Annotated in this window: 24 protein-coding genes and 1 tRNA gene; 10 read left to right on the top strand and 15 right to left on the bottom strand. The window is 69.6% G+C overall.

Annotated features, from left to right (window positions below):
• The first annotated feature begins 49 nt into the window (after positions 1 to 49).
• The gene (locus LG278_RS13005) at positions 50 to 2,116 is read left to right on the top strand and encodes a PKD domain-containing protein (RefSeq protein WP_404387451.1); all 2,067 of its coding nucleotides are present in this window, start codon (positions 50 to 52) and stop codon (positions 2,114 to 2,116) included.
• A 60-nt stretch (positions 2,117 to 2,176) separates the two neighbouring features.
• Positions 2,177 to 3,445 carry a tRNA dihydrouridine synthase DusB gene (dusB, locus tag LG278_RS13000; RefSeq protein WP_404393641.1) on the top strand — a complete coding sequence of 423 codons (1,269 nt, stop codon included), beginning with the start codon at positions 2,177 to 2,179 and terminating at the stop codon, positions 3,443 to 3,445.
• Positions 3,446 to 3,448: 3 nt separating this feature from the next.
• On the opposite strand, the gene LG278_RS12995 is transcribed toward dusB, so the two are convergent.
• Positions 3,449 to 4,171: a hypothetical protein gene (locus tag LG278_RS12995; RefSeq protein ID WP_404387449.1), complete on the bottom strand. Its 723-nt coding sequence runs from the start codon at positions 4,169 to 4,171 to the stop codon at positions 3,449 to 3,451.
• Between the two features lie 45 nt (positions 4,172 to 4,216).
• Here LG278_RS12995 and LG278_RS12990 point away from each other — a divergent pair, with 45 nt between their 5' ends.
• On the top strand, positions 4,217 to 4,864 hold the full coding sequence (locus tag LG278_RS12990) for a YdeI family protein (RefSeq protein ID WP_404387447.1): 648 nt from the start codon (positions 4,217 to 4,219) through the stop codon (positions 4,862 to 4,864).
• Between the two features lie 8 nt (positions 4,865 to 4,872).
• Here LG278_RS12990 and LG278_RS12985 read toward each other — a convergent pair whose 3' ends face one another.
• A complete protein-coding gene (locus LG278_RS12985; RefSeq protein ID WP_404387446.1) occupies positions 4,873 to 5,004 on the bottom strand; it encodes a hypothetical protein in 132 nt (43 codons plus the stop codon).
• A gap of 116 nt (positions 5,005 to 5,120) precedes the next feature.
• On the opposite strand from LG278_RS12985, the gene LG278_RS12980 reads away from it, so the two are divergent.
• From LG278_RS12980 to LG278_RS12965, 4 genes are all read left to right on the top strand, one after another.
• On the top strand, positions 5,121 to 6,368 hold the full coding sequence (locus LG278_RS12980; RefSeq protein ID WP_404387444.1) for a deoxyguanosinetriphosphate triphosphohydrolase: 1,248 nt from the start codon (positions 5,121 to 5,123) through the stop codon (positions 6,366 to 6,368).
• 33 nt (positions 6,369 to 6,401) lie between these two features.
• On the top strand, positions 6,402 to 8,327 hold the full coding sequence (gene dnaG / locus LG278_RS12975) for a DNA primase (RefSeq protein ID WP_404387443.1): 1,926 nt from the start codon (positions 6,402 to 6,404) through the stop codon (positions 8,325 to 8,327).
• Positions 8,327 to 8,845 carry a hypothetical protein gene (locus tag LG278_RS12970; RefSeq protein ID WP_404387441.1) on the top strand — a complete coding sequence of 173 codons (519 nt, stop codon included), beginning with the start codon at positions 8,327 to 8,329 and terminating at the stop codon, positions 8,843 to 8,845. The genes dnaG and LG278_RS12970 overlap by 1 nt, the downstream gene beginning before the upstream one ends.
• 71 nt (positions 8,846 to 8,916) lie before the next feature.
• Positions 8,917 to 8,989 (top strand) — tRNA-Asn (locus LG278_RS12965).
• An 80-nt stretch (positions 8,990 to 9,069) separates the two neighbouring features.
• On the opposite strand, the gene LG278_RS12960 is transcribed toward LG278_RS12965, so the two are convergent.
• The 8 genes from LG278_RS12960 to LG278_RS12925 form a co-directional block, all read right to left on the bottom strand.
• The gene (locus LG278_RS12960; protein ID WP_404387440.1) at positions 9,070 to 9,990 is read right to left on the bottom strand and encodes an amino acid ABC transporter permease; all 921 of its coding nucleotides are present in this window, start codon (positions 9,988 to 9,990) and stop codon (positions 9,070 to 9,072) included.
• The gene (locus LG278_RS12955) at positions 9,987 to 10,664 is read right to left on the bottom strand and encodes an amino acid ABC transporter permease (protein ID WP_404387438.1); all 678 of its coding nucleotides are present in this window, start codon (positions 10,662 to 10,664) and stop codon (positions 9,987 to 9,989) included. Before LG278_RS12955 ends, LG278_RS12960 begins: the two co-directional genes overlap by 4 nt.
• Positions 10,665 to 10,849: 185 nt before the next feature.
• Positions 10,850 to 11,695 carry a glutamate ABC transporter substrate-binding protein gene (locus LG278_RS12950; protein ID WP_404387436.1) on the bottom strand — a complete coding sequence of 282 codons (846 nt, stop codon included), beginning with the start codon at positions 11,693 to 11,695 and terminating at the stop codon, positions 10,850 to 10,852.
• Between the two features lie 85 nt (positions 11,696 to 11,780).
• Positions 11,781 to 12,509, bottom strand: coding sequence for an amino acid ABC transporter ATP-binding protein (locus LG278_RS12945; protein ID WP_404393639.1), 729 nt, complete (start codon positions 12,507 to 12,509; stop codon positions 11,781 to 11,783).
• 262 nt (positions 12,510 to 12,771) lie between these two features.
• Positions 12,772 to 14,217 (bottom strand): M23 family metallopeptidase, encoded by a 1,446-nt coding sequence (locus tag LG278_RS12940; protein ID WP_404387434.1) that lies wholly within the window; start codon positions 14,215 to 14,217, stop codon positions 12,772 to 12,774.
• Positions 14,218 to 14,500: 283 nt separating this feature from the next.
• Positions 14,501 to 15,469 (bottom strand): aldo/keto reductase, encoded by a 969-nt coding sequence (locus LG278_RS12935; RefSeq protein ID WP_404387433.1) that lies wholly within the window; start codon positions 15,467 to 15,469, stop codon positions 14,501 to 14,503.
• Positions 15,470 to 15,625: 156 nt separating this feature from the next.
• Entirely contained in the window at positions 15,626 to 16,000 is a 375-nt protein-coding gene (locus LG278_RS12930) for a hypothetical protein (RefSeq protein ID WP_404387432.1), read from the bottom strand.
• Between the two features lie 77 nt (positions 16,001 to 16,077).
• Entirely contained in the window at positions 16,078 to 16,890 is an 813-nt protein-coding gene (locus tag LG278_RS12925; RefSeq protein WP_404387430.1) for an alpha/beta fold hydrolase, read from the bottom strand.
• Positions 16,891 to 17,765: 875 nt separating this feature from the next.
• Here LG278_RS12925 and LG278_RS12920 point away from each other — a divergent pair.
• The 3 genes from LG278_RS12920 (at position 17,766) to LG278_RS12910 (ending at position 19,931) form a co-directional block, all read left to right on the top strand.
• Positions 17,766 to 18,575: an ANTAR domain-containing protein gene (locus tag LG278_RS12920; protein ID WP_404387429.1), complete on the top strand. Its 810-nt coding sequence runs from the start codon at positions 17,766 to 17,768 to the stop codon at positions 18,573 to 18,575.
• 78 nt (positions 18,576 to 18,653) lie between these two features.
• The gene (locus LG278_RS12915; protein WP_404387428.1) at positions 18,654 to 19,385 is read left to right on the top strand and encodes a GAF and ANTAR domain-containing protein; all 732 of its coding nucleotides are present in this window, start codon (positions 18,654 to 18,656) and stop codon (positions 19,383 to 19,385) included.
• Positions 19,386 to 19,688: 303 nt separating this feature from the next.
• The gene (locus LG278_RS12910; RefSeq protein WP_404387427.1) at positions 19,689 to 19,931 is read left to right on the top strand and encodes a hypothetical protein; all 243 of its coding nucleotides are present in this window, start codon (positions 19,689 to 19,691) and stop codon (positions 19,929 to 19,931) included.
• A gap of 242 nt (positions 19,932 to 20,173) precedes the next feature.
• On the opposite strand, the gene LG278_RS12905 is transcribed toward LG278_RS12910, so the two are convergent.
• The 5 genes from LG278_RS12905 to LG278_RS12885 form a co-directional block, all read right to left on the bottom strand.
• On the bottom strand, positions 20,174 to 20,413 hold the full coding sequence (locus LG278_RS12905) for a hypothetical protein (RefSeq protein ID WP_404387426.1): 240 nt from the start codon (positions 20,411 to 20,413) through the stop codon (positions 20,174 to 20,176).
• 807 nt (positions 20,414 to 21,220) lie between these two features.
• Complete coding sequence (locus LG278_RS12900) at positions 21,221 to 21,955, bottom strand: hypothetical protein (RefSeq protein ID WP_404387425.1); 735 nt, start codon at positions 21,953 to 21,955, stop codon at positions 21,221 to 21,223.
• A gap of 41 nt (positions 21,956 to 21,996) precedes the next feature.
• Positions 21,997 to 22,128: a PxKF domain-containing protein gene (locus tag LG278_RS12895; protein ID WP_404387423.1), complete on the bottom strand. Its 132-nt coding sequence runs from the start codon at positions 22,126 to 22,128 to the stop codon at positions 21,997 to 21,999.
• 317 nt (positions 22,129 to 22,445) lie between these two features.
• Entirely contained in the window at positions 22,446 to 23,201 is a 756-nt protein-coding gene (locus tag LG278_RS12890; protein WP_404387422.1) for an SDR family oxidoreductase, read from the bottom strand.
• Between the two features lie 577 nt (positions 23,202 to 23,778).
• Positions 23,779 to 24,249, bottom strand: a complete 471-nt coding sequence (locus LG278_RS12885) for an ANTAR domain-containing protein (protein WP_404387420.1) — start codon at positions 24,247 to 24,249, stop codon at positions 23,779 to 23,781.
• Between the last annotated feature and the right edge of the window lie 21 nt (positions 24,250 to 24,270).

The raw sequence follows: 24,270 nt of genomic DNA, 5'->3' as shown, positions 1-24,270 counted from the left end.
GCGGCCCGGCGTAGCGTTGAAGGCACGTTTCCGCCGGGGAGGAATGGCCATGAAGCCAACTCGCATCACCGTCACGTCGGCGCTCATCGCGATGGGCCTGTCGCTCGTCGGAGCCGCCCCCGGAGTCGCGGGCCACGGTGACAACCCGTCGGCGGGAACCTACCGGATCGCCTATGCCGACGGCACCGAGATGCGCGTCACCGCAGACGCCCACGACCACGGCGGGGTCAACGGCAACAAGGACCGCGTCGACCTGGCCGGCGACAGCGGCATCCTCGTCGTCGCAGCTGCCAGCGGCGTCGTGCGGTGGGTCGATGACCACAACGGCGAGGACTACGGCCGGGGCGACGGGCTCGACAACTACGGCGGGGCGCAGGACGACTCGCTCGAGCACAGCTGCCAGGACGACGAGGACATGAACGGCAACAACATCCCCAACAGCGTCGTCACCGGTCTGTGCCAGGACTACAACAACTACGTCTGGATCGAGCACCCCAACGGTGAGTGGACGAAGTACACCCACCTGCGCACCGGCACGGCGAGCATCGACTACGGCTGGACCATTGGCGAGCCGGTCGAGGCGGGGGACGTGCTCGGCGAGGAGGGCGACATCGGCGCCGCCACCGGACCCCACCTCCACTGGGAGGTGGGCGTGCCCACCGACCCGACCGACGACACGCCGTTCTCCACCTTGGGCGGCTTCCTCCAGGGCAGCAACCGGACCCCGGTCATCTGCGACATCGCCGGCAACCGCTACGTCACGGGCGCCGAGCACGTCGCCAACCCGTGTGTGCACGCGCCGCCCGTCGCCGACGCCGGCGGGCCCTACGTCGTGGCCGAGGGCTCGGAGGTTGTGCTCGACGGATCGGGCAGCAGTGACGGTGACGGGGGCGCGAGCCTCACCTACCTCTGGGACCCGCAGACCTTCGCCGACGGCTCGGCGCTCGATGACGTGTCGCTCGCCGATCCGACCTTCTCGGCGGTCGAGGGCCCGGCTGCACACGGCCTCACCCTCACCGTCTTCGACCAGGTCGAGCAGCTCGACGCCGCCGACGACGTGACCGTCACGGTCACGAACGTCGCGCCGACGGTCACCGCGACGGGCGACGCGATCGACGAGGCCAGCACCGCCACGGTGAGCGCGACCTTCACCGACCCCGGCACGCTCGACACGCACACGGCATCGATCGACTGGGGCGACGGCGGAGCCGCCCAGGCCGTCACCCCCGCGCAGCTCGCCTCCGGCGTCGACCACGTCTACGGGGACAACGGGACGTATGCCGTCGAGGTGACCGTCACCGACGACGACGGCGGCGCGGGGCAGGACACCGTCGACGTCGTCGTCGCGAACCTCGACCCGTCTGCCTCGATCGACGTCGGTGACGCGGTCTCGTTCCCCGGGGGCGACTACCTCGTGGTCGAGTCCGGCCAGGCCCTGGGGGTCTCGGCGGACGCCACCGATCCCGGCTCGGACGACCTCACCTTCACCTGGGACCTGCCCGACGTGACGACGTTCTACAACGACGGGGTGGGGCCCGAACCGCTCGAGCCCCCGACGCCGACGCCCTTCGGCACGTTCCCCTTCGCCGCCTCCGACGGGGCCGTCGCGCTCTTCGCGGCGCCCGGTGTCGAGACGGTGGGCCTCGTCGTCAGCGACGACGACGGAGGGTCGGCTGAGGACGCGGCCGGCGTCATCGTGACCGGCACGGAGGACGACACCCGGGGGAGTGGCTGGTGGAAGCACCAGTACTCCGGCACGGGCAGCCCCCACATCGACCCCGACCTCACCCTGGCCTACCTCGAGATCGTCTCGGCGGTCTCGGGTGTCTTCTCGGAGCAGACCCCGCTGCTCACCGCGGCGGACGCGCACGCGGTGCTCTCGCCCGGTGGCGACCGTCGTGACCGGGCCCGCTCCGAGCTGCTCCAGGCTTGGCTCGAGTTCGCCTCCGGCGCCGTGTCGTGGGATGCGACGGTCTCGCTCACCGGCTCGGGCGGCTCCGTCGGCTACCTCGACCTCCTGACCGACGCCGAGACGACCATCGCCGACGGCGCCGCTACCGACGCGGAGCTGCACGCCGTGGAGAAGCAGCTCGCGGCGGTGCGGCACGCCGGCTGACCCCGCTCGATTTCGGTCCTGCGCGATCCCTGGGGACAATCGTGTGTTGTGACCGACCTGATGACCACCCACGCGCCTGCTCAGGGCACGCCGGCACTCGGCACCCCCGCGCCGGGCGCCCCGGCGACGGCGCCGGGGGCGGTGCTGCCGCCGCTGCGCATCGGCCGGCACGTCATCGAGTCGCCGGTGGTGCTGGCGCCGATGGCCGGCATCACCAACCGTGCCTTCCGCCGCCTGTGCCGTGAGTACGGCAACGAGGGCACGGCCCTGGCCACGAGCAACCGGGCCAGCGGGGCGACGAGCCTCTACGTCAGCGAGATGATCACCTCGCGCGCCCTCGTCGAGCGCACCCCCGAGTCGATGCGCCTCATCGAACACGACCCCGACGAGCACCCCCGCTCGATCCAGCTCTACAGCGTCGACCCGGCCACGGCCCGCGCCGCGGCGCGGATGCTCGTCACCGAGGACCGCACCGACCACATCGACCTCAACTTCGGCTGCCCCGTGCCCAAGGTGACGCGCAAGGGTGGCGGCTCGGCCCTGCCGTGGAAGAAGGACCTCTTCCGGCGCATCGTCGGCGCCGTCGTCGAGGAGGGCGCCAGGCGCGACATCCCCGTGACGGTCAAGATGCGCAAGGGCATCGACGACACGCACCTCACCTACCTCGATGCAGGTCTGGCCGCCGAGCAGGAGGGCGTGGCCGCCATCGCGCTCCACGGCCGCACCGCGTCGCAGGCCTACTCCGGCCAGGCCGACTGGGACGCCATACGGCTGCTCAAGCAGACGATCACCTCGGTGCCCGTGCTCGGCAACGGCGACATCTGGTCGGCCGAGGACGCCCTGCGCATGGTCGAGGAGACCGGGTGCGACGGCGTCGTCGTCGGTCGCGGCTGCCTCGGTCGTCCGTGGCTCTTCACCGACCTCGCGGCTGCCTTCGCTGGCACCCCGACGCGCGTCACCCCGTCGCTCGGGGAGGTCGCTGACACGCTGCGGACGCACGCGGCATACCTCAGCGACTTCTACGGTGAGGAGGAGCGCGCCTGCCGGGACATCCGCAAGCACATCGCTTGGTACCTCAAGGGATTCCCTGCCGGGTCGACCATCCGCAACTCCCTCGCGCTCGTCGACTCCTTGGCCGCACTCGACACGTTGCTCTCGACCCTCGACCGCGACGCGCCGTGGCCGGGGGAGGCCGCGGAGGGCCAGCGCGGGCGCGCCGGGTCGTCGCGCACGGTCGCGCTGCCCGACCGCTGGCTCGAGTCGCGCGAGCTCTCGGAGGAGCACGAGCGCACCATCGCCGAGGCCGAGCTCTCGGTCAGCGGCGGCTGAGCGCTACTTCAGCCAGACGGTGAGCGGGCCGAGCCGCTCGCACCCTGCGGCCACCGCTGCCTCGACGCTCGCTCCCGCTTCCCACCCGACGAGGGGTATGCCGTCCGCGACCTCGCGCGCGGCGGCCGCGGCCTCGCGCCAGGCTCGGTGCTCGTCACCGTCACGCGCGAAGATGTTGCCGAGGCCGGCGACCTCCCCCGTGACGTGGACGATCGCACCGGCGACGACCGGGGCTGCGGGGTCATCGGCGGCCCGCGCAGCGAGCACGTGCACTCCCGGCTCGTCGAGCAGGGAGGGGCGGAGGATGGCTGCTGCCTCCGGGTCGGTCGACCAAGCGCGCACCCAGGTCGCCATCTCGTCCGCGGTCGTCACGCGCTGCCAGGTGCGAGGTGTGCTGCTCGCGAGGCGGGGCAGGGGCGTCGCGGCGTCGAGCCAGACCCACTCGCCGACGACGATGCGGGCGAAGTCCTCGAGCGAGAGGTCGAGGCTCGTCCACGAGTCCTTGATCGAGCACCCGTCGGAGTCGTCGACCCGTGCGAGCAGGTCGTACTCCTCGACGTCGGGGGAGAGCGTGACGGCATCGGGGTAGTAGGGCGGCGTGCGCGTCCGAGCCGTCCAGGCCGTGTCGTCCACGGTGGTGTCGATCCCGTGGGCCCGGGCGACGGCATCGCACCAGAGGGCGTTGTTGCGGGCAGCGAGGACGAGGCGGGCGGCAGTGCTGGTCACGGGTCGATCCTGCCCTCTGTCGGTGTCAGGTGGCACCATCGGGTCATGCGAGAGGACGGATCGCACGAGCGGCCAGCGGTGTTCTTCGACGACGCGGCCGACTTCCGCGCGTGGCTCGAGGCCAACCACGAGACGGCGACCGAGCTCTGGATGGGTCTCAACAAGAAGCACGTCGAGCCGCGGGGTCTCGAGTGGGCCGAGGCGGTGCGCGAGGCGCTGTGCTTCGGCTGGATCGACTCCGTGGCCCAGCGCATCGACGACGACACGCGTCGCCAGCGCTGGACCCCACGCAAGCGCGGGAGCAACTGGAGTGCCATCAACATGGCCTCGGTCGCCGAGCTCACCGCCGCGGGCAGGATGCACCCCGCGGGCCTGGCGGCCTTCGCCCTTCGGCGCGAGGACCGGTCCGGCACCTACGCCTACGAGAACCGTGACCTGCAGTGGTCGGACGGCCACGAGGCGTTGCTGCGCGCCGACGCCAGGGCCTCGGCGTTCTGGGACGCTGCGACCCCGTCCTACCGCAAGCTCGCCGTTGCCTGGGTGGTGACGGCCAAGCAGGAGGCGACGCGTGACAAGCGCATGGCCGAGCTCGTCGACGACTGCACCAACCTGCGACTCATCAAGCCGCAGCGTTACGGCACCGAGCCGGCCTGGGTGCGGCGGGCCCGCGCGGAGCTGTCAGAGCCGACCTGAGGAGGTGGTCAGCGCTTGCTCTTCGGCGGGATGATCTCGATGTGATCCTTGGCCGCGGACTTCGCGTGCTTGTCGGCACGCTTCTCCTTGAGCGATTTGGCCTTGGTGGTCATGTGGGACTTCGGTGACTTGTCGCCCATGGCGAGCTCCTCGCGTTGGAAGCCTGAACGGCTCCATCCCTGAAGTATGCGCCCTCGGGGTCGACCGGCGCGCCATCGCGTCCCGAACGTCTGACCCGTCCGCATAGAGTCTGGTCGTGGGCTACGAGGGTCGAGATCGTGAGCGGTGGCTGGCGGAGGACCCTGCCCAGAAGCGGGCCGACCGCGACGACTTCGCCCGTGACCGGGCGCGGGTCGTGCACTCCTCGGCGCTGCGCCGGCTCGCCGCCAAGACCCAGGTGCTCGCACCCGGTCACGACGACTTCGTGCGCAACCGCCTGACCCACTCGCTCGAGGTCGCCCAGATCGGTCGAGAGTTCGGCGCAGCGCTCGGGTGTGACGCCGACGTCGTCGACACGGCGTGCCTCGCCCACGACCTGGGGCACCCGCCGTTCGGACACAACGGTGAGACGGTGCTCGACGAGATCGCCCGCGACATAGGCGGTTTCGAGGGGAACGCCCAGACGTTGCGCATCCTCACCCGCCTCGAGGCCAAGCGGACGCACCCCGACGGCACGCCCGCGGGGCTCAACCTCACCCGGGCCAGTCTCGACGCCACGACCAAGTATCCGTGGCGGCGCGGCGAAGGTCCTCTCGCCACAGGGAAGTTCGGCGTCTATCCGTCGGATCTAGCTGTCTTCGAGTGGATTCGGGAGGATGCTCGGCCGGGCCGGCGCTGCCTCGAGGCCGAGGTGATGGACTGGTCCGACGACGTCGCCTACTCCGTGCACGACGTCGAGGACGCCATCGCCTCCGGCTGGCTCGACCCACGCGTGCTCCGCTCCACCGACATGGCCGAGGTCGTCGCCGTGGCAGGCCGCACCTACGCGCCCGACCTCGGCAGCGACGCCCTGGCGGCCGCGCTGGACCGGCTGCTGGCCTCCGACGCGGTGCCCACGGCATACGGCGGCTCTCGTGGCGACCTCGCCCGCCTCAAGGACATGACGAGCCGGCTCATCGGCCACTTCGTCCTCGACGTCGAGCGCGCCACGCGCGAGCGGCACGGACCCGGGCCGCTGTGCCGCTTCGAGGCCGACCTCGTCGTGCCCGACGACGCGCGCGCCGAGTGCTCCGTGCTCAAGGCGATCGCCAACCACTTCGTCATGACCACCGACGAGCGTCTCGGCGTGATGGCCGAGCAGCGCGAGATCGTGCACGCCCTCGTCGAGGGGTATGCCGGCCGGCCGGGTGAGCGCCTCGACGCACCCTTCCGTGCCGACCACGACGCGGCGGCCGACGACGGCGAGCGCCTGCGCGTCGTCGTCGACCAGGTGGCCTCGCTCACCGACGTGCGGGCCCTAGCGCTGCACGCCACGTGGAGCCGCCGACCGGCGGCCACACCGTGACGACCTAGAATCACGAGCAGCGGGAGGAGGCAGATGGCGGGGCTCATCAACAGCGACGACATCGCGACGGTCAAGGCGCGGTCGTCCATCGAGGACGTCGTGAGCGAGCACGTGACGCTGCGGCGGTCCGGGGCCCGGCTCGTCGGGCTGTGCCCCTTCCACGACGAGAAGAGCCCGTCGTTTGGCATCAACCCGGCCGCCGGGTTCTACCACTGCTTCGGGTGCGGCGAGGGTGGTGACGTCATCTCCTTCGTGCAGAAGGTCGAGGCGCTCTCCTTCAGCGAGGCCGTCGAGCGACTGGCGCAGAAGCTCGGCATGGAGCTGCGCTACGAGGACGGCAGTGCGCGCTCGGGCCAGGAGGGCTCGGGACGGCGCTCCCGCCTCATCGAGGCCCACCGCGTCGCGCAGGAGTTCTACGCCGACGCCCTGCTCAACCTGCCCGGTGCCCGCCCCGCCCGTGACTTCATGCGGGCCCGCGGCTTCGACGGCGCCGTGGCCAAGCACTTCGGGGTCGGTTTCGCCCCGCGCGGAGGTGAGGACCTCGTGCGCGCCCTACGGGCCAAGGGTTTCACCGACGACGAGCTCGTGACGGGAGGCCTGGCCGGACGCGGCTCACGCGGTCTCTACGACCGGTTCCGGGGCCGGCTGGTCTGGCCGATCCGCGACATCACCGGCGACACCGTCGGCTTCGGGGCGCGCCGCATCTTCGACGACGACCGCATCGAGGCGAAGTACCTCAACACCTCCGAGACGCCGATCTACAAGAAGTCGACGGTGCTCTACGGCCTCGACCTCGCGAAGAAGAAGATCGCCGCAGAGCGCACCGCCGTCGTCGTCGAGGGCTACACCGACGTCATGGCGTGCCACCTCGCCGGCGTCGAGACCGCCGTCGCCACGTGCGGCACGGCCTTCGGCTCCGACCACATCAAGGTGCTGCGCCGCATCATGCGCGACGAGGCCGACCTCGCCCCGGCGAGGGTCATCTTCACCTTCGACGGTGACGCGGCCGGGCAGAAGGCGGCGATGCGGGCGTTCGCCGACGACCAGAAGTGGTCGTCGCAGTCCTTCGTCGCCGTCGAGGCCTCGGGTATGGACCCCTGCGAGCTGCGGCAGGCCAAGGGCGACCCGGCGGTGCTCGCGCTCGTCGAGGACGCCGTGCCGATGTTCGAGTTCGCGGTGCGCACGACGATCAAGCGCTTCGACCTCACGACGGCCGAGGGTCGGGTGCGGGCGGCCACGGCGGTCGCCCCCATCGTCGCAGCCATCCGCGACCAGTCGCTGCGCCCGGAGTACACCCGCGAGGTGGCCGGACTGCTCGGGCTCGAGGTCGAGCAGGTGCTGCGTGAGGTGAGCCGAGCCGGCCGTCTCACGGTCGACTCCTCCGACGACGACCGCCGCCGCGACCGCGCCACCGTCGACTCGCCCGAGCCGGCACCGGGGGAGTCCGGTGACCTCATGGAGATGCCCGACCCCCGTGACCCCGTCGTGTCCGCCGAGCGGCAGCTGCTCCAGGTGCTCCTGCAGTTCCCGCAGGTGCTCAAGGCCGAGGCCATCGACATGCTCACGCCCGAGGCCTTCTCGTCGCCGGCGCACCGCGCGGTCTTCGACGGCATCCGCATCGCGCGGGCCACGACGAGCACCGCCAACACCCAGGCCTGGATGGCCGCCGTGACCGAGGCGGCCGCCCGACCCGTCGGCGGCCTCGTGAGCGAGCTCGCCGTCGGCACGATGCCCACGCGGATGGACCAGCTCACCGGTCTGCCCACCGCCCGCTACGTCGAGGAGCTCTTCGACCGGGTGCGCACGATCGCCCTCACCCGGCAGATCGCCGACGCCCTCAGCGAGATGCGCCGCCTCGACCACGCTGCCGAGCCGTCGCCCGAGCGCACCCGCGAGCTCGGCACGCAGCTGCAGGTCCTGCAGCGTGAGCTGGCCACGATCAAGGCAGGGATGGCCTGATGGGACTCTTCGACAAGCGCCGCCGCGCTCCACTGCCCGACGCGGCGCGCTCGGCCGTGCCGCTCGACTCCGGCGAGCGGGTGCTCGCCTGGGCCCGCGACGAGCAGACCGGGTCGCACGTCCTCGCCACCACGCACCATCTCGCGCTCGTCGGCCCTGACGACGCGCTCGGGTGGCGACGCCCGTGGCACGAGGTGGAGGCGGGCACGTGGCAGGGGGAGCCCTCGCTCCTGACCGTCACCTGGGTCGACCACGGAGCGCCCTCGCAGTGGCACATCACCGAGCCCTCGATGATCCAGCAGACGCTGCGTGAGCGCGTGCAGGCGAGTGTGGTGCTGGCCGACGAGTTCCGCACGGCAGCGCGCCGCACCGTGCGGGTCGTGATCCGCCAGGACCTTGCCACCGGAGCCATCGTCGAGCAGGTCATCGCGGGCAAGGGAGCCCGCGTCGACGACCCCGCGGTGGCCGCGGAGGCCGCCCGACACCTCGCCAGACTGCGCTCCGAGATCGGTCGTTGAGGGGCCGGGAGCAGGCCCGAGACCCGATTTAGTGTCGGCCCCGTCCCTTTGCTATGGTTGCCCGGCAGCATTCCCCTGTAGCTCAATTGGCAGAGCAGCCGGCTGTTAACCGGCAGGTTATTGGTTCGAGTCCAATCGGGGGAGCCCACCACGAAGGCCCTGACACGAGGTGTCAGGGCCTTCGTCTGTGCCCGGCTCGAGCCGGGATGGGTGCTCGCGCGTCGCTAGCGTCCCGATCCGGGGGAGACCACGGACGGAGCCCCCTCGATCGGCAGCTGGACCGTGCTCGCTCCGACGACACCGCCACCGCCGGCCACCTTGCGGGGACCGCGACCGCGGCGGTTGAGCCGCCGCTCCACGCGACCGGCCAGGGTCGTCAGCCCGAAGTTGATCAGGATGAAGATCGCCGCCGCGAGGACGTAGGCCGGGATGACGTTGCCGTAGGCCGTGCCGACGTCCTTGGCGGCCTGCAGCAGCTCGGGGTAGGTGATCGCCGTGCCGAGCGCGCTGTCCTTGAGGATGACGACGAGCTGGCCCACGAGGGCAGGCAGCATGGCGGTCAACGCCTGGGGCAGCTGGATCGATCGCAGTGTCTGCCCGGCCGTCAGGCCGATCGACAGACCTGCCTCCGACTGGCCGCTCGGCAGGCCGTGCACACCGGACCGCACGAGCTCGGCGATGACCGACCCGTTGTAGAGCGTCAGGGCGAGCACCACTGCAGCCAGCGAGTTGTAGTCGGTGCCGAAGTAGTTGTTGAAGGCGAAGAGCTGGAAGAAGAAGTACATCATCAGCAGCACGGGCACCGAGCGGAAGAACTCCACGACGATGCCGCTCACCCAGCGGATCGGGCCGTTGTGCGACAGACGACCCATGCCGAAGACGAGCCCGAAGATCACGGCGAGCACGATCGAGATCGCCGCCGCCTTGAGGGTGTTGATCAGGCCCGGGATGAGGTACTCGTTCCAGACGTCGGGCGTGAAGAGCACGCTCCACATCTCGGGCTCGAGCTGGCCCTGGGCCTGGAACTTCCAGAGCACGAGGCCCGCCGTCACCGCTGCCAGCGCGAAGCCGATGACGGTGAGGATCGCGTGACGCCGACGGGCCTTCGGCCCCGGTGCGTCGAAGAGAACGGTCTGAGCGCTCATCGCTTCACCGCCAGGCGTCGGGAGAGGGACGTGAAGAGGATGCCCACCGGCAGGGTGAGGATGACGAAGCCGAGGGCGAAGACGAAGAACACCGCGACGCTGGCCGTCTCGTTCTCGATGATCTCCTTCATCAAGCCCGAGGCCTCGGCCACACCGATGATCGAGGCGACGGTCGTGTTCTTCGTCAGCGCGATGAGCACGGAGCCGAGGGGGGCGATGGAGCCGCGGAAGGCCTGCGGGAGGATCACGTTGCGCAGGCTCTGGGTGAACGTGAGCCCGATGGAGCGTGCTGCCTCCGCCTGGCCGACCGGCACGGTGTTGACGCCACTGCGCAGCGCCTCGCACACGAAGGCCGCGTGGTAGGCCGCGAGGCCCACGATGGCCCACCGGATGTTGTTGTCGACGATGGAGGTCGACGAGCTGGGGTCGGCGAGGTTGAGCTGGAGGATGTAGAGCAGACCGAGCGAGCAGAAGACGAGGATGAGCGTCAGCGGCGTGTTGCGGACCGTGTTGACGTAGAAGGCCCCCAGCCGGCGCAGGATCGCCACGGGCGCGACCCTCATGACGGCGAGGACCGTGCCGAGCACGAGCGCGCCGATCGCCGAGAAGAAGGTCAGCTTGATCGTCATCCAGAACGCGCCGAGAACGTCGTACTTGTCGAGGATGTCGAGCACGGCGCTCCTTTCGGGGGAGGATTCGAGCGGAGATGTCGTGGGACGTCGATGGTGCTGGTCAGTGCTGGTCAGTGCTGGTCAGTGCGTGTCAGAGCTGTCGTGCTCTGCGCGAGGGTCGAGCCCGCGTGGTGGTGGCGGGCCGGTCGACCGTTGGGATCGACCGGCCCGCCACCGAGAGCGCTCGATCAGGAGCAGGCCGCGGGAGTGGGCGGGTTGCCCGCGCCCGGCTTGTAGCCGGCCGGCCCGAGGTTGGCGTCGATAGCCTTCTGCCACGAGCCGTCGGAGACCATCTTCTTGATGGCGTCGTTGATCTGGGTGCACTTGGCGGTGTCACCCTTCTTGATTCCGACGCCGTAGTTCTCCTCGGAGAACGGCTGGCCGACGACCTTGAACTTGCCCTTGAACTCCGGCTGGGCGGCATACCCGGCCAGGATCGTGTCGTCGGTCGTCAGCGCGTCGACGCCACCCGTGGCGAGGGCCGGCAGGCACTCCGAGTAGGTGCCGAACTCCTGGAGCTGGACTCCGGGGTACTTGTCCTTGACCTTCTGGGCCGAGGTCGAGCCCTTGACGGAGCAGAGCTTCTTGCCGTCGAGGGCGTCGGGCCCGGTGATCGACGCGTCGTCGGCACGGATGAGCAGGTCCTGGCCGGCGATGAAGTAGGGGCCGGCGAAGCTCACCTTCTCCTTGCGGGCGTCGGTGATCGAGTAGGTGGCGAGGATCATGTCGACCTGCCCGGTCTGGATGAGGGTCTCGCGCTGGGCGCTCGGGGCCTGGACCCACGTGATGTCGCCCTCGGCGGCGCCGAGCTCCTTCGCGATGTACTTCGCGACGTCGACGTCCATGCCGGTGTATTCGGTGCCCTTCTTGAGGCCCATGCCCGGCTGGTCGAACTTGATGCCGATCTTGAGCTTCGTGCCCCCTTCTGCGCCGGTGCTGCCCCCGCTGCCCCCGCTGTCGCTGGATCCGCACGCAGCAAGCGTGAGCGCCAATGTGGCTGCTGCTGCGACGGCGCCAAGTCCTCGTGACTTCATCTGGGTTCCTCCATGAGTGGTTGCTCGCGGCACACCGTGTGCGTGCCGCTCCCTGCGGTCGGTTGGTTGGGTGGTGAGTCGGCGCTCAGTGCGTGAGGATCTTGCCGAGGAAGTCCTTGGCCCGCGCGCTCTTGGGAGCGGTGAAGAACTCCTGAGGCGTGGCGATCTCGACGATCTGCCCGTCGGCCATGAAGACGACGCGGTCGGCCGCCTTGCGGGCGAAGCCCATCTCGTGCGTGACCACGATCATCGTCATGCCCTCCTTGGCGAGGCCGACCATGACGTCGAGGACCTCGTTGACCATCTCGGGGTCGAGCGCCGAGGTCGGCTCGTCGAAGAGCATGACCTTGGGACCCATGGCGAGCGAGCGGGCGATCGCCACACGCTGCTGCTGTCCACCGGATAGCTGCGCGGGGTACTTCTCGGCCTGGGCGGAGACGCCGACCCGCTCGAGCAGGGCGTCGGCCTGGGTGTTGGCCTCGGACTTCGACTTCTTGCGCACCTTGATGGGCCCGAGGGTCACGTTGTCGCGGATCGTCTTGTGCGAGAACAGGTTGAAGGACTGGAACACCATGCCGACGTCGGCGCGCAGCTGGGCGAGCGGCTTGCCCTCGTCGGGCAGTGCCTTGCCGTCGATGCTGATGGTGCCCGACTCGATGGTCTCGAGCCGGTTGATCGCTCGGCACAGCGTCGACTTGCCAGACCCCGAGGGGCCCAGCACGACGACGACCTCACCCTTGCCGACGGTGAGGTTGATGTCCTGCAACACGTGCAGGTCTCCGAAGTGCTTGTTGACGCCCTCGATGACGACCATCGGCTCGCGAGCGCCTCCGGTGCGGTCAGGGGCAACCGTTTCGCCGGTGGTCCGATCCGTCAGATCGGGATTCACGTCGTCCATTCCGGAAACCTATCGGCTGGGACACGCCCGGGGGAGTCACCACGCAAGAGCGACGCCCAATCGTGAGCAATCGGCTCATCCGACGGGTGGAGCAGGCACGACAGGGTGGGCCCGCGACACGGCCGATCACCGAGGCACCGAGGCGACCAGTCGCACCCGCGGGGTCGCGGTGGTGACGTCAGGGAGTGGCGTCGGCGGTCGAGCCCGAGTCGCTCGTCGACTCGCTGGTGGTGTCGCTGGAGGACCCCTCGGAGCTGCCAGAGGAGTCGCTCGTCGCAGTCTGCTCGGGTGCCGAGTCGCTCGAGTCAACCGGTGCCGGCTCGGACGTCGTGGTGATCGACTGCTCCGCGCTGCTCGTCGACTGTCCCGTCGAGATGGGCGCCGGGTCCGACGTCGTCGTCGGGTCGTCGGCGGTCGTGGGCGGGTTGGTCGTCTCCGCCGGAGCCGTCGTTGTGCTCGGCGGGTTGGTCGTCTCTGGCGGATCCGTCGTGGTGGCAGGCGGATTCGTCGTCGTTGTGGGCGGGGGCGTCGTCGGGGTGCCGGAGGTGGGCGTTCCCGTCGTCGTGCCGGTGCCGGTCGTGGTGCCGGACGTCGTCGGCTTGGTCGTCGTCGTGCCCGAGGTCGTGGCCGATGTCGTCGGCTTGGTCGTCGTCGTGCCCGAGGTGGTGGGGCGTGTGGTCGTCGGCGTCGAGGTGGGCGTCGTGGGTGTGCTGCCCGATCCGTCGACCGAGCTGCTCGAGCCGGAGGTGCCACGCGGCGGGATCGGCACGTCGCCGTCCTCGACGGTGCGCACCGTGCGCCCGCCCTGGTCGAGCACGAGGTGGGGGACGACGGCATACGGGATGCTGTCTGCGGCGGAGGGGGTGAAGCCGAGGTAGGGGGCCGGGTCGACGTAGCGCTCATTGATGATGACGTCGAAGTGCAGGTGGCATCCGGTCGACCAGCCCGTCGTGCCGACGAGGCCGATGACCTGGCCCTGCTTGACGACGTCACCCTCCTCGACGAGGAACTTCGACTGGTGGCCGTAGGCGGTCTTGATGCCCGAGGTGTGCTCGATGATGGTGCGCAGGCCCCACGAGTTGGACACGCGGGCGTAGATGACGGTGCCGTCGGCGGCCGCGCGGATCGGCGTGCCGCACGCGGCCATGAGGTCGATGCCGGTGTGGAACATGGCCCGGCCCAGCACGGGATGGATGCGCGGGCCGAAGGCGGAGGACTCGCCTCCGGCGACCGGGTGGATGAAGCCCGTCGCGGTGTTGCCGCCGACGATCGGGGCCACGACCGCCTGGGCGGTCGTCAGTGCCGTGGCGAGGGCGTTCATGGGCCCGCTCAGGGGCGCCAGGGTGATCGACGGGAACATGAACAGGCCCGAGGACCCGCTGAAGGCGGCGTTGCCTCCGCCGACGGCGACGGCGTCACCCAGCAGGGCGGGGGCGCCCGGGCCGGCGAAGCCCTGCCGCGCTGCCTCGACGACTCCGACGGCATCCTGCACCGCGACGTCGGCCGCAGCGCCCGCTGCGAGCACGACATCGGCCCGCTCGGTGCTGGCTGCGCTGCCTCCGAGGAAGGGGAGCACGGCAAAGACCGTCAAACCGGCTGCGAACGGGACGAGCCGACCGCTCATGCGAATGTTGAGGACGAAGGGACCCTTGGGTCGGGCGTCATCACCCACCGGCCGGCCACCCCCTCAGGCGTCTCGTCACGTATGGCCCCCACGGGGCCGCCTCTGTCACGCCGATGTCCGGTCGAGCCTCCCCAGGGGCCCACCGTCCTCGGCTCCTCCACCATAGGTGGAGTGGGGCGGTTGGGGGCTGTTGTGGGAGAAGTTCTCAAAGATTCGTGACGGGTGTGACGGATGTGACAGGAGTGACCTGCGGACGCGCTCTCTTCGCACCTGCACGACGGCCTCAGAAGCCCGCGGGCTCGTGCGGCTCGTAGGCGGAATCCAGTCGGAGGCATTCCTCGTCAGTCAGCTCGAGGTCGAGCGCTGCCACGGCGTCGTCGATGTGCTCCGGCCTGGTCGCGCCGATGATCGGTGCCGTGACGACGGGCTTGCCTGCCACCCACGCCAGCGCGACCCGGGCCCGTGCCACCCCACGCTCCTCCGCGATCTGCGCGACCTGCTCGACGATCGCCTGGTCACCGGGGCGATAGAGGGTCTTGCCGAACTCGTCCGTCTGGCTGCGGGTGGTCTCCGCCTCCCAGGCACGAGTGAGCTTGCCCCGGGCGAGCGGGCTCCACGGGATGACTCCGACCCCGAGGTCGGCGCAGAGCGGCAGCATCTCGCGCTCCTCCTCGCGGTTCAGCAGGTTGTAGTGGTTCTGCATGGACACGAAGGTCGTCAGCCCAGCCATCCGGGCGAGGTAGTGCGCCTTGGAGAACTGCCACGCGTTCATCGAGGACGCGCCGACGTAGCGGGCCTTGCCCGCCTTGACCACGTCGTGGAGCGCCCCCATCGTCTCCTCGATCGGGGTCTGCGGGTCCCACCGGTGGATCTGGTAGAGGTCGACGTAGTCGGTGCGCAGCCGGCGCAGGCTCGCGTCGATCTCGGTGAGGATCGCCTTGCGCGACAGGCCGGCTCCGTTGGGGCCGTCGTGCATGCGGCCGTGGACCTTCGTGGCGATGACGAGCTCCTCGCGGCGACCGAACTCCGTCAGAGCGCGCCCGACGATCTCCTCGCTGCTGCCGTCCGAGTAGACGTTGGCCGTGTCGAAGGTGTTGATGCCCGCCTCGATCGCCTGGCGGATGAGGGGCCGGCTGGCGTCCTCGTCGAGCGTCCACGGGTGGGCGCCTCGGGCGGGGTCACCGAAGCTCATGCACCCGATGATGATCGGAGAGACCTGCAGGCCGGTGTTTCCGAGTCGGACGTAGTCCATGGCGTGTGCTTCCCGTCAACTGGGCAGTGGCGCGAGTCGAGCGGCTCGCTCTCTGTGGGTTACCCCGCGACTCCGTGCAAACCTCAGGCACCGAGCCCTGATGCAGCGAGCCCTGAGGCACCGAGCCCGCAGGGCAGCGGGTGGGTCTGACCGACGTCACTGACGGACGAGGTTGCCGACCTCGGACACGACGGTGAGCACGACCAGACCTGCGGCGAGGAGCCAGGCGAGCACGAGCGGGACGCGCCCGCGCGGGTCGCCCGCCCTGACGGCGCGTCGCCCGTAGTGCACCGCCACCAGACACGGGGCGACGGCCACCGCGAGGATGAGCACCGTCGTGACGAGGACGACCCAGAGAGGGGCATCGCCGCTCCCGGGTTGATGGCCCAGCATCGAGTAGAGCCATTCACCCACGGCGAAGGCGATGAAGAAGAACGCCGGAACCAACGCGACGCCGACCCAGGCCTTCGTCAGCCACTGGCCGTCCTGCCCCGTCGGAGTGACCTGTCGCTCCTGCTCCCGGCTGTCCATGACGCACCCACCTTCCTCTTCTCCCATCGTCCGTCGACGGTGAGGGAGCGGTCAGGGTCGAAGCACCCGCTTCCGTGTCACAGGCCGGACGACGGCTCGCGCGGGTCTGCGGGCGCGGAGGGCACGGCGTGACCAGCGCGGGCCAGCGGAACGAGGCCAGCCCGCAGGCGCGCACGATCGACCGCCGCCGCCACGGCGCCGGGGTGGGTGAGGGGCACCATGTGGGCGGCGCCGAGCACGGTGGTCAGGCGTGCGTTGCTCGCCTCGCGCAGGACGCTCGACCACGCGTGCGAGGCGATCCGGTCACCCTCGCCGCGCACGATCTCGACCGGTAGCGTCAACCGCCCCAGGGCGAGGTCGGTGCGGAAGTGCCGCATCGCGTCCATTCCCCGAAGCATGCTCGGTATGCCGGTGCGCCGATACTGCGGCACGAGCACCGGGGCCTCGCCGGGCCTTTCGTGACCTGCGGTGCGGGCCCACTGGCCCAGCATCCGGGGCCAGGTCCTCGCGGCGGGATCGGTGACGGGCCCGACCAGCACGAGCGCCACCACATCCGGGCTGCGGGTGGCCGCCTGGACCACGACGGGGCAGCCGGCCGAGAGGCCGACCAGGATGATGGCCTCGCCCCGAGGCAGGCTCTGCAGCAGCCGACCGGCTTGGCGCTCGACCGACAGGTCCGTGCCCCGCGACGCGGGCAGGCCCAGAGAGGGCAGGGTCACGACGGTGCTCTGGCCGGCGAGATCCCTGCGGACGCGATGCCACGACCGGCTGTCGAGACCGAGCCCGGGGACGAGGACGACCATGGCGGACCGTCCACCGGCGACGGTCAGACCCTCCTGGCTGGCGTCGTCGCAGGTCGAGCCCTGAGGCGTTGACGGGCTCGAGATCACTGGTCTCCTCGGGAGGTGAGTCGCAGGGGCGGGCCGATGGAGCCGTCTGCAGAATGGTGCCCCGCGCACCGTCTCACGGCAGCGCACGGCGCCTGTCGGCAAGGACGTCCCAAGCCGGGAGCAGGAGACGCCTGGCCTTCGATGCGGCCAGGTCGCTTCGGCGCGGCGGCCGGGGGGTAGGGACGCAGCACTGCCCTCTCGACGGGGGCCTGGCGCCGCCCCTCATGTGCAGAGGGGCGCCGTGGGTTCTCCTCACGCCTCGCCCCACCCTCCGAGAGGATTCCCATGTCACCTGACGAACGCGGCCGCTTCCGTGTGGTGCCCATCCCGAGGTACTCGACCACCACATCGAACGGCACGAGGGTGTCCTGTGCCGGGTGCTGCCTGCCGTTGCCCCTCGGCTGTCTCACCAGTGTCGTCGCCGTCGCCGCACCGCTGACCCTGGCGCTGATCCGCCGCGCACGCACCCGCGCGTAGGCCGCTCAGGAGTCGCTCCGGCAGGGCTGGCACGGCCGGCGGGGCTGGTACGGCTGGCAGGATCCCTCGAGGTGCGGTCCGGCGATCGCCACTGCTCGCATGCTGCTCGCCGGGTTCCGCTCCGACCCGGAGCCGGCAGCAATATGCTCGAGTCTTCCTGGCGAGTGGGGCACCGCGCAGTCAGCGCCGTGTAGTCACCGGGCGACCTCGACCGTCGGCCGGGACCTGGGCCCGGAGAGTAGGAACCGTGTCGAGAGGCCACCGAGCATCCATGACGAGAGTCGGCAGCAGCGCAGCCGCACGCGTGGCCGATCCCCGTGGAGAGCCGGCACCGGGTGAACGATCCGGCTGACGGCGCCGCCCGGCCGCCAGCTCGCCGGCGTGAAGCGCGTGCAGGCATGGCCGAGCTCGAGCGACTCATCGACGCCGAGCAGGTGCGCGGGCAGGACTCCGGCACCGGCGTGGCCCACGACCTGCATCGCCTGTGCCTCGTGCTGATGCGGCTGCTGTCGGCCAGCCAGGCGGGCGTCACGGTGTGGGGCCCCGGCGGCACGGGCGGCGTCATCGCCGGGCATGCCGGGGTCGGCAGCCGTGAGCTGGAGGAGATGCAGTTCACCTTCGGGGAGGGGCCGTGCATCGAGGCGTGGTCGAGCCGGCACGTCGTGCTCGAGCCCGACCTCAACGGTCGGGGGTCGCGGCGGTGGCCCGGCTACGGACCCGCGGCATCCGGCAGGGGAGTCCGGTCGGTCTTCGCCTTCCCCCTGGGGAGCGGGTCGGCCTGCATCGGATCCCTTGACGTCTACCGGACGGATGCGGGGCCGCTCTCGCCCCTGGCCCTCCAGCAGGGGTTCTGGTTCACCGAGATCGCGCTGCAGATGATCCTGCTCGGCCAGAGCCAGGCGGGCCCGGAGCGCCTGGCTCCTGTCCTCGACGACGCGCTGTCCCATCGCCTCGAGGTCTACCAAGCGCAGGGCATGGTCATGATCGACCTGGGCGTCAGCCTGGCGGAAGCAATGCTCCGACTCCGCGCCTACGCGTTCGCCGTGGACCGACCGATCACCGACGTGTCCAAGGACATCGTCGCCGGACGCCTCACGCTGGATCGTGACGTCCACCGCCGTCAAAAGGGCACCGATGAGACCGCGGGCACCGAGAATGGCATTGAGGGCACCGATGGCACCGAGGGCACTGTGAACCACGATGAGTAGGACCTGGCGCAGGCGTCGAACGAACCAGCAGGGTCACCGGGTCGGAGCATGGTGCCCCGGACAAGAGAGGCGATCACGATGATGGCGATCGAGCAGCTGGCGGAAGTGTTCGTCGAGGTGGCGGACACGCTGGTCGAGGACTTCGATGTCATCGAGTTCCTGGAGCTGGTCACCCAGCGAACCGCCCAGATCAGCCAGACCTCCGCAGCCGGCCTCATGCTGTCGGACGCCCACGACAACCTCCAGTTCGTGGCCGCGTCGGAGGAGTCGGTCCACCTCCTCGAGCTGTTCCAGGTGCAGAACGACGAGGGACCGTGCCTGGACTGCTTCCACTCGGGCAGTCCCGTCGTCAACAGTGATCTCGACGCCTCCGAGGCGCGAGGTCGGTGGCCCCTGTTCGCAGCGCGCGCCATCGACCTTGGATTCCGCTCCGTCCACGCCTTCCCCCTGCGTCACCGCGGCGTCGTGATCGGCGCGATGAACCTCTTCTCCACGGACGCCGGGCGACTCGAGGAGCCGGACGCCAGGATCGTCCAGGCGCTCGCCGACGTGGCCACGATCGGCATCCTCCAGCAGCGCACCATCCGGGCCGGTGAGGTGCTGACAGAGCAGCTGCAGGCAGCCCTGATCAGCCGGATCACGATCGAACAGGCCAAGGGGGCCCTGGCCCGCAGCCGCCGCATCAACGTGGAGGAGGCCTTCACGGAGCTGCGCTCCTACGCCCGCAGCCACCAGCTGCAGCTGAGCGAGCTCGCGCACGTCGTGGTCACCGACCCCGGGAAGTATCCCGACCTCCTCGGCCGGCACTGACCCACCGCACTGACCCACCGCCCTGACCTGCCGGACTGACCCACCGCCGAGCAAGCCTGCGCATCGTTCCGGAGTCGGACGGCCGAACCGCCGCCGTGACTGTCGGTCTCGGCTATCCTGAGAGGACGAGCCCCAGACCCCGGCTGTTGTCAGACGCCCGCGCGAACTGGAGGCACCGAGATGGTCAACCATCCCTCAACGATCGCCGCAGAGCGAGTGTGCTCGGGCCCGTCTGCGCCCGGCGCTGTCATGCGGTTCCCGGAGCGCCCGCCGCACCGGACACGCCCGCTCGAGGACGAGGTCGTGCGCGACGAGATCGAGCTGCTGCTCGACGTCATCGTGGCCATCGCCGCCTATCCGCAGCATCTGACAGCCGAGCAGGTCGACGCCGTCCTACAACTGCCGGTGCACGCCGGTGACCCGGACCTGTGGGGCAGCAGGGGCTTGAACCCTGGACCGACGGATTATGAGTCCCATCAGACCCGAGCTGACCTGTCTCTTGTGGTCGCTCAGGGTGCTGTCCCGTGCTCCGATCGCGCCTCATAGATCGGCTCATCCGGCTTCGTCCTGACGTGTTGGCTGTCTGCGCGTAGCAAAGTGTTAGCAGATGACGACCGATGTGCGTCGTGGGCAGGTCCCGTGTTCGCGGCCGTGCCCCGTGGTTCTGTCGGATGAGGATCGTGAGGTGCTGGGGCTGTAGACCCAGCTCGTTGCATGCCCTGCGGGCGCAACCGACCCGGCAGCACCAACCGGGGTCATACCAGCGGTCGGCCGCTGCGCACGAACGCTCAACCAAAACCGCCGCCGTCGAACCCTTCGCCGCCGAATCCGCCGTCAGAGAGGAAGATTGCGGGGGCTAGACCCGAGGCGCTCACGACCCCGCCGCGTGCCTCGTGGTCCGGGTGGATCGAGGCGTCGAAGCGGGAGCTGCCGCAGTCGACGCAGATCCGTTCGTGCATGCCGTCGACGGTGCTGGGCTGCCAGTGGTGTCGGCCGATGGCGCATCTGATGCTCTTGTTGGTGTTCATGTCATGAGGGTGCATCGCGGGTCGCGGCGCTGTCTGTGCCCTGGGTGACACAGAGGGAAGATGCGGGGCGCGCCCGGTTCGCGGTATCACCGCCTGCGGCAGACGACGCTCTGACGGACCCAGAAGCTCAGCTTGAAGATGCTCGAACGGCTGGACGCCGACGCGAAGGCGGAGCACCTGCAGCTCGCGTTGGACCACAGTCGGGACATCGGAGCCCAGTGGGGGTGCTGGTGGCGCAACACAGGGTCCAGCAGGCTGAAGCGTTCGAGCTGCTCCGCCAGACGAGCTAGGACAGAACCGCAAGTCTTTATGCGTTGGCGTTGGACGTGGTCAGCACTGGCCAGCTTCCCCACAGCCACTGAACGGAAGAGGTCAAGCGGTAACGACCTGAACGCCTCGGCCGATGAACGGGTCGAAGGGCATCGCGTCGTCCCCCGAGGGCGTGGTGCCCTTCCCTGTAGTCGCCTTGGCCCGACCTGGTGACGAAGAGTGCGCCGCCGCCCGAGCCACACTGCTGGACCCTGCGGCGGCGCTCTCGGCGGCCTACCCGTCGTGTGTCGCTCCATACCGCGTCTTGGGGGAGATGACCTTCTGTGGCCCACCCGCCTCCCGCGAGACCGTAGTGATGACCGAGATGGGTTGTTGAGGTCCTGAAGCAGGCATACGCCGCGGCGCTCAAGGCCGCCGACCCCAGCACTCAGGAAGCTGGCCGGAACCCATCATCCGCCTCCGCGACCTTGTCCCTGGCCCTGGACCGAGCGAATCGAGTCCGGACCCGCCTGCTGCTGTCAGCTGCGGCCCCGACACCTACGAGTGCACCTGTATGGCCGAGGACAGCGCTGCCGCTAGCCGCTCGACACTGTGGCGCACACTCGGGTCGTCGACTTCGAAGCCCGCCACCTGCCGCCTAACGATCTCGTCGATCTCCGCCCAGGTGATCCAGCTAACGACCTGCGGGATCTGCTCTACGAGTTCCTCGACGTCCTCGTCTGCTCCTGTTCTGGTCAGGAGCCAGGGCAAGCGCTCAGAGATGGCGTCCCTGATGTCTCGCAGGCCGTGCTGCTTCACCGTGACCGGCGGGGGAGCGCCCAGGATCAGCAGGAGGGCAGGGACTCGGTCTCCGGCCTCGCGGAGCACCGTTAGGTACTCACGGGCGAGCTGCTCGGGTTGGAACGAGGCGCGCCGGATCCGCTTGGCCTCGACCAGTACGTAAACGCCGGTCGACTCGATGACGGCGTCAGGCTGGACGTTTAATGCGCCTGGCTGAAGCGTGAGCTCGGGGGGCAAGATGAAGATCTCGGCGTCCTCGATCTCCGTGATGACGGCGGCCATGGCGGCTTCGGCTCCATGTGCGGAGCGCAGGACCTCACCGAGGAAGTGCTGTCGTGGCAGGTAGCTCAACGGTGAGAGGACTTCGGTCGTCAGGACGTTCTCCATCCCGAGCCCACCGCGGCGGTACAGCCTGACCCGGTTGCCCTCCCAAGAGATCTCCTCGAGGAGACGCCCGAGGAGCGAGCTGTTGGTCCGGGCATCTTCGGCCATGGTGCCGATCCTGCCGTGGGCCACAGACCGGGGTCTAGGGATCAGCGAAGCGCTACGTCCACTGTGTGCTGCTGGCCGTCGTCAAGGAGGACGCCGACCCGCCAGGTTGAACCCGCCTGCTGACGGTTGGTTGCCCAGTTGTACTGCCAGTAGTCGCCGCGGGGCTCGTACACGCCCCGACCGTTTCAGTGAGTTCGGGAAGGTTTCGTTGACCGTCGCGCCCGCCGCGCCAACTCGGATCGGGGCTATCCATCGAGGAGCCGCGGAGGGAACGGCGACTGCTCCCGTCGCGTCGCGAAGCGTAACCGCAGCGGGATGGTTGCCCCGGCCTTAGACGCTGAGCCCGGGGCTCTGTCCATGAGCCAACGAACCAAGTCGTCGGGCGGAGCGGACAGTCATCGTGGCCCCGTTGTCACGGTGCCGCTATTGGCTCGTTGGGGTGTGCGCCGGATGTTGTCGCCGTGGACGGTGCCTCGAGGCCGATGAGGTCTCAGTCGTCACGGTTGATGAGTGAGAACAAGCGCTTCGGGGCCACGCGCGCCCCGATCTGTGAGACGCGTCCGAGCCCGATCGGGATCTCGTCCTTTCCCTTGTCCAGGCCGCGCATCGCCCGGTCCAGGAAGCGCTCCAGTGGCATCGCCATGGGTGGGGCGGACGGCAGGTCGCGGTGCAGTGGTGTCTCGACGACCGGGGGGATGATTTCGACGACCTGGACGGATGACCCGGCCAGCTGCCCCCGCAGGCTGACGCTGAAGGAATGGACTGCGGCCTTCGTCGCGGAGTAGACGGGGGCCTTCGCCAAGGGCACGAACCCAAGACCGGAACCGACGTTGACCACGCGAGAGCGCGGCGCTTTGCGCAGCAGGGGAAGCGCGGCCGCGGTGACGCTGATCAGCCCGGTGAGGTTGGTGGCGATCTCGGAGGCGATGTCGGCGGGTTCAGGTGGCTCGGGGGCAGAGAAGTCGAGCATCCGCTGGATTCCGGCATTGTTGACCAGGGTGGTGAGGTGCGGGGTCTCAGCCGCTACTTCGGCCATGGCGCGCGAAATGGACTCCGGGTCGGCGACGTCCATGACGACTACTGACATCCCGAGATGGTGAGCGGCCACCGACTCCAACCGTGCGCGGTCCCGGCCGGAGATGATGATGCGAGCCCCTCGGGCATGTAAGCGCGCGGCGATACCCGCGCCGATGTCGGAACTGGCTCCAGTGACCAGGACGACACCATCCATCACACGCTGCGCCACACCGTCAGCCTCCTGCCGAGTTCAACTCCACGATGACGTCGTCGACGTCACCGACAACAGGCACTCACGACCGCGACCCAGTCGCGCGAGTTCGCCATCGAAAGAACGTACCTGCTCTGGTCATCGCCTGAGGCAGAGCCTGAGTCTCTCCGCTGCCATCGTCAGGGATCACGGCCTCATGCTGCGGTTGCTCCTACCCCGACATTGTCGGTGGGGCGGTGCCGACCCGGCCTACCGTACGCGGGCACGGGCGAGCACAACGACAGTCACTCCTGCATGGGTCGCGGCCTTCTTCCGGCCACTCGCGGCTTCTTGGGGATCTACTCCTACCGCTCCGACGAGCATCCCGATCGCTTGATTCACGTAGGCCTGCTTCATGAGCCGCTCGGGGCTCTTGGCAGCCTCGAGCCGGGACGCGAAGGACAGGTCCGCGTTCGCGACAGCCCCCGGTGCCCACGCCCCGAACAGGTCTGACAGCTGCTCGACATGGCCCTCGAAGGTGTCGTCAGCGTCGCCGTAGAGATTCAACCCCGCCGGTGATCACGCCGTGGCGGCGGAACGGGGCCTCTCGACCCGATTATCGGCGGCGCGTCACGGCTGGCAGGCCGCTGACATCGCCGGTTGCCACGACCTCATCGGCCAGTACTCGTAGCTTCTGGTTGGTGTTCTGGCTGGCCGTGCGGAGGATCTCGAAGGCGGCATCATCACTGACCTTGCACGACGCCATGACGATCCCGATCGCTGCACCGATCAGACGTGAGGTGCGAAGCGCAAGCTGCAGATGGGCAGCCATCTCCTCCTGGACCAAACCGTCGGCCTGCAGCTCCAGGATGAGCTCGTGGTCGACATCGACCCGGTGCTCCAGGATGTCGATCCTCTGCCGGTCCTCCTTGGCCAGCCCCTCGCTGGAGTCCGCTCTATCCAACGACTCTTCAGAGGCCACCTGCAACGCGTCGATGTCGCCGCGGTTGACCGAGACCTGCTCTCTCAGCTGGTCCAACTGCTGCTCAAGGTCTTCCACGCCCTCTGACTGGTCGTCATTCCCCATGCGGGCAGTATCTACGAGGCG

This window comes from Humibacillus xanthopallidus (assembly GCF_044793955.1).
Classification (GTDB): Bacteria; Actinomycetota; Actinomycetes; order Actinomycetales; family Dermatophilaceae; genus Humibacillus; species Humibacillus xanthopallidus_C.
Note: the sequence above shows the minus strand (reverse complement) of the source record. Positions and strands in the feature narration are given on the sequence as shown.

Coding starts and splice junctions, on each gene's coding strand:
- LG278_RS13005 (WP_404387451.1), top strand. CDS start 50: ATGAAGCCAACTCGCATCACCGTCACGTCGGCGCTCATCGCGATGGGC.
- dusB (WP_404393641.1), top strand. CDS start 2,177: ATGACCACCCACGCGCCTGCTCAGGGCACGCCGGCACTCGGCACCCCC.
- LG278_RS12990 (WP_404387447.1), top strand. CDS start 4,217: ATGCGAGAGGACGGATCGCACGAGCGGCCAGCGGTGTTCTTCGACGAC.
- LG278_RS12985 (WP_404387446.1), bottom strand. CDS start 5,004: ATGGGCGACAAGTCACCGAAGTCCCACATGACCACCAAGGCCAAATCG.
- dnaG (WP_404387443.1), top strand. CDS start 6,402: ATGGCGGGGCTCATCAACAGCGACGACATCGCGACGGTCAAGGCGCGG.
- LG278_RS12970 (WP_404387441.1), top strand. CDS start 8,327: ATGGGACTCTTCGACAAGCGCCGCCGCGCTCCACTGCCCGACGCGGCG.
- LG278_RS12960 (WP_404387440.1), bottom strand. CDS start 9,990: ATGAGCGCTCAGACCGTTCTCTTCGACGCACCGGGGCCGAAGGCCCGT.
- LG278_RS12950 (WP_404387436.1), bottom strand. CDS start 11,695: ATGAAGTCACGAGGACTTGGCGCCGTCGCAGCAGCAGCCACATTGGCG.
- LG278_RS12945 (WP_404393639.1), bottom strand. CDS start 12,509: ATGGTCGTCATCGAGGGCGTCAACAAGCACTTCGGAGACCTGCACGTG.
- LG278_RS12940 (WP_404387434.1), bottom strand. CDS start 14,217: ATGAGCGGTCGGCTCGTCCCGTTCGCAGCCGGTTTGACGGTCTTTGCC.
- LG278_RS12935 (WP_404387433.1), bottom strand. CDS start 15,469: ATGGACTACGTCCGACTCGGAAACACCGGCCTGCAGGTCTCTCCGATC.
- LG278_RS12930 (WP_404387432.1), bottom strand. CDS start 16,000: ATGGACAGCCGGGAGCAGGAGCGACAGGTCACTCCGACGGGGCAGGAC.
- LG278_RS12920 (WP_404387429.1), top strand. CDS start 17,766: ATGGCCGAGCTCGAGCGACTCATCGACGCCGAGCAGGTGCGCGGGCAG.
- LG278_RS12915 (WP_404387428.1), top strand. CDS start 18,654: ATGATGGCGATCGAGCAGCTGGCGGAAGTGTTCGTCGAGGTGGCGGAC.
- LG278_RS12905 (WP_404387426.1), bottom strand. CDS start 20,413: ATGAACACCAACAAGAGCATCAGATGCGCCATCGGCCGACACCACTGG.
- LG278_RS12900 (WP_404387425.1), bottom strand. CDS start 21,955: ATGGCCGAAGATGCCCGGACCAACAGCTCGCTCCTCGGGCGTCTCCTC.
- LG278_RS12885 (WP_404387420.1), bottom strand. CDS start 24,249: ATGGGGAATGACGACCAGTCAGAGGGCGTGGAAGACCTTGAGCAGCAG.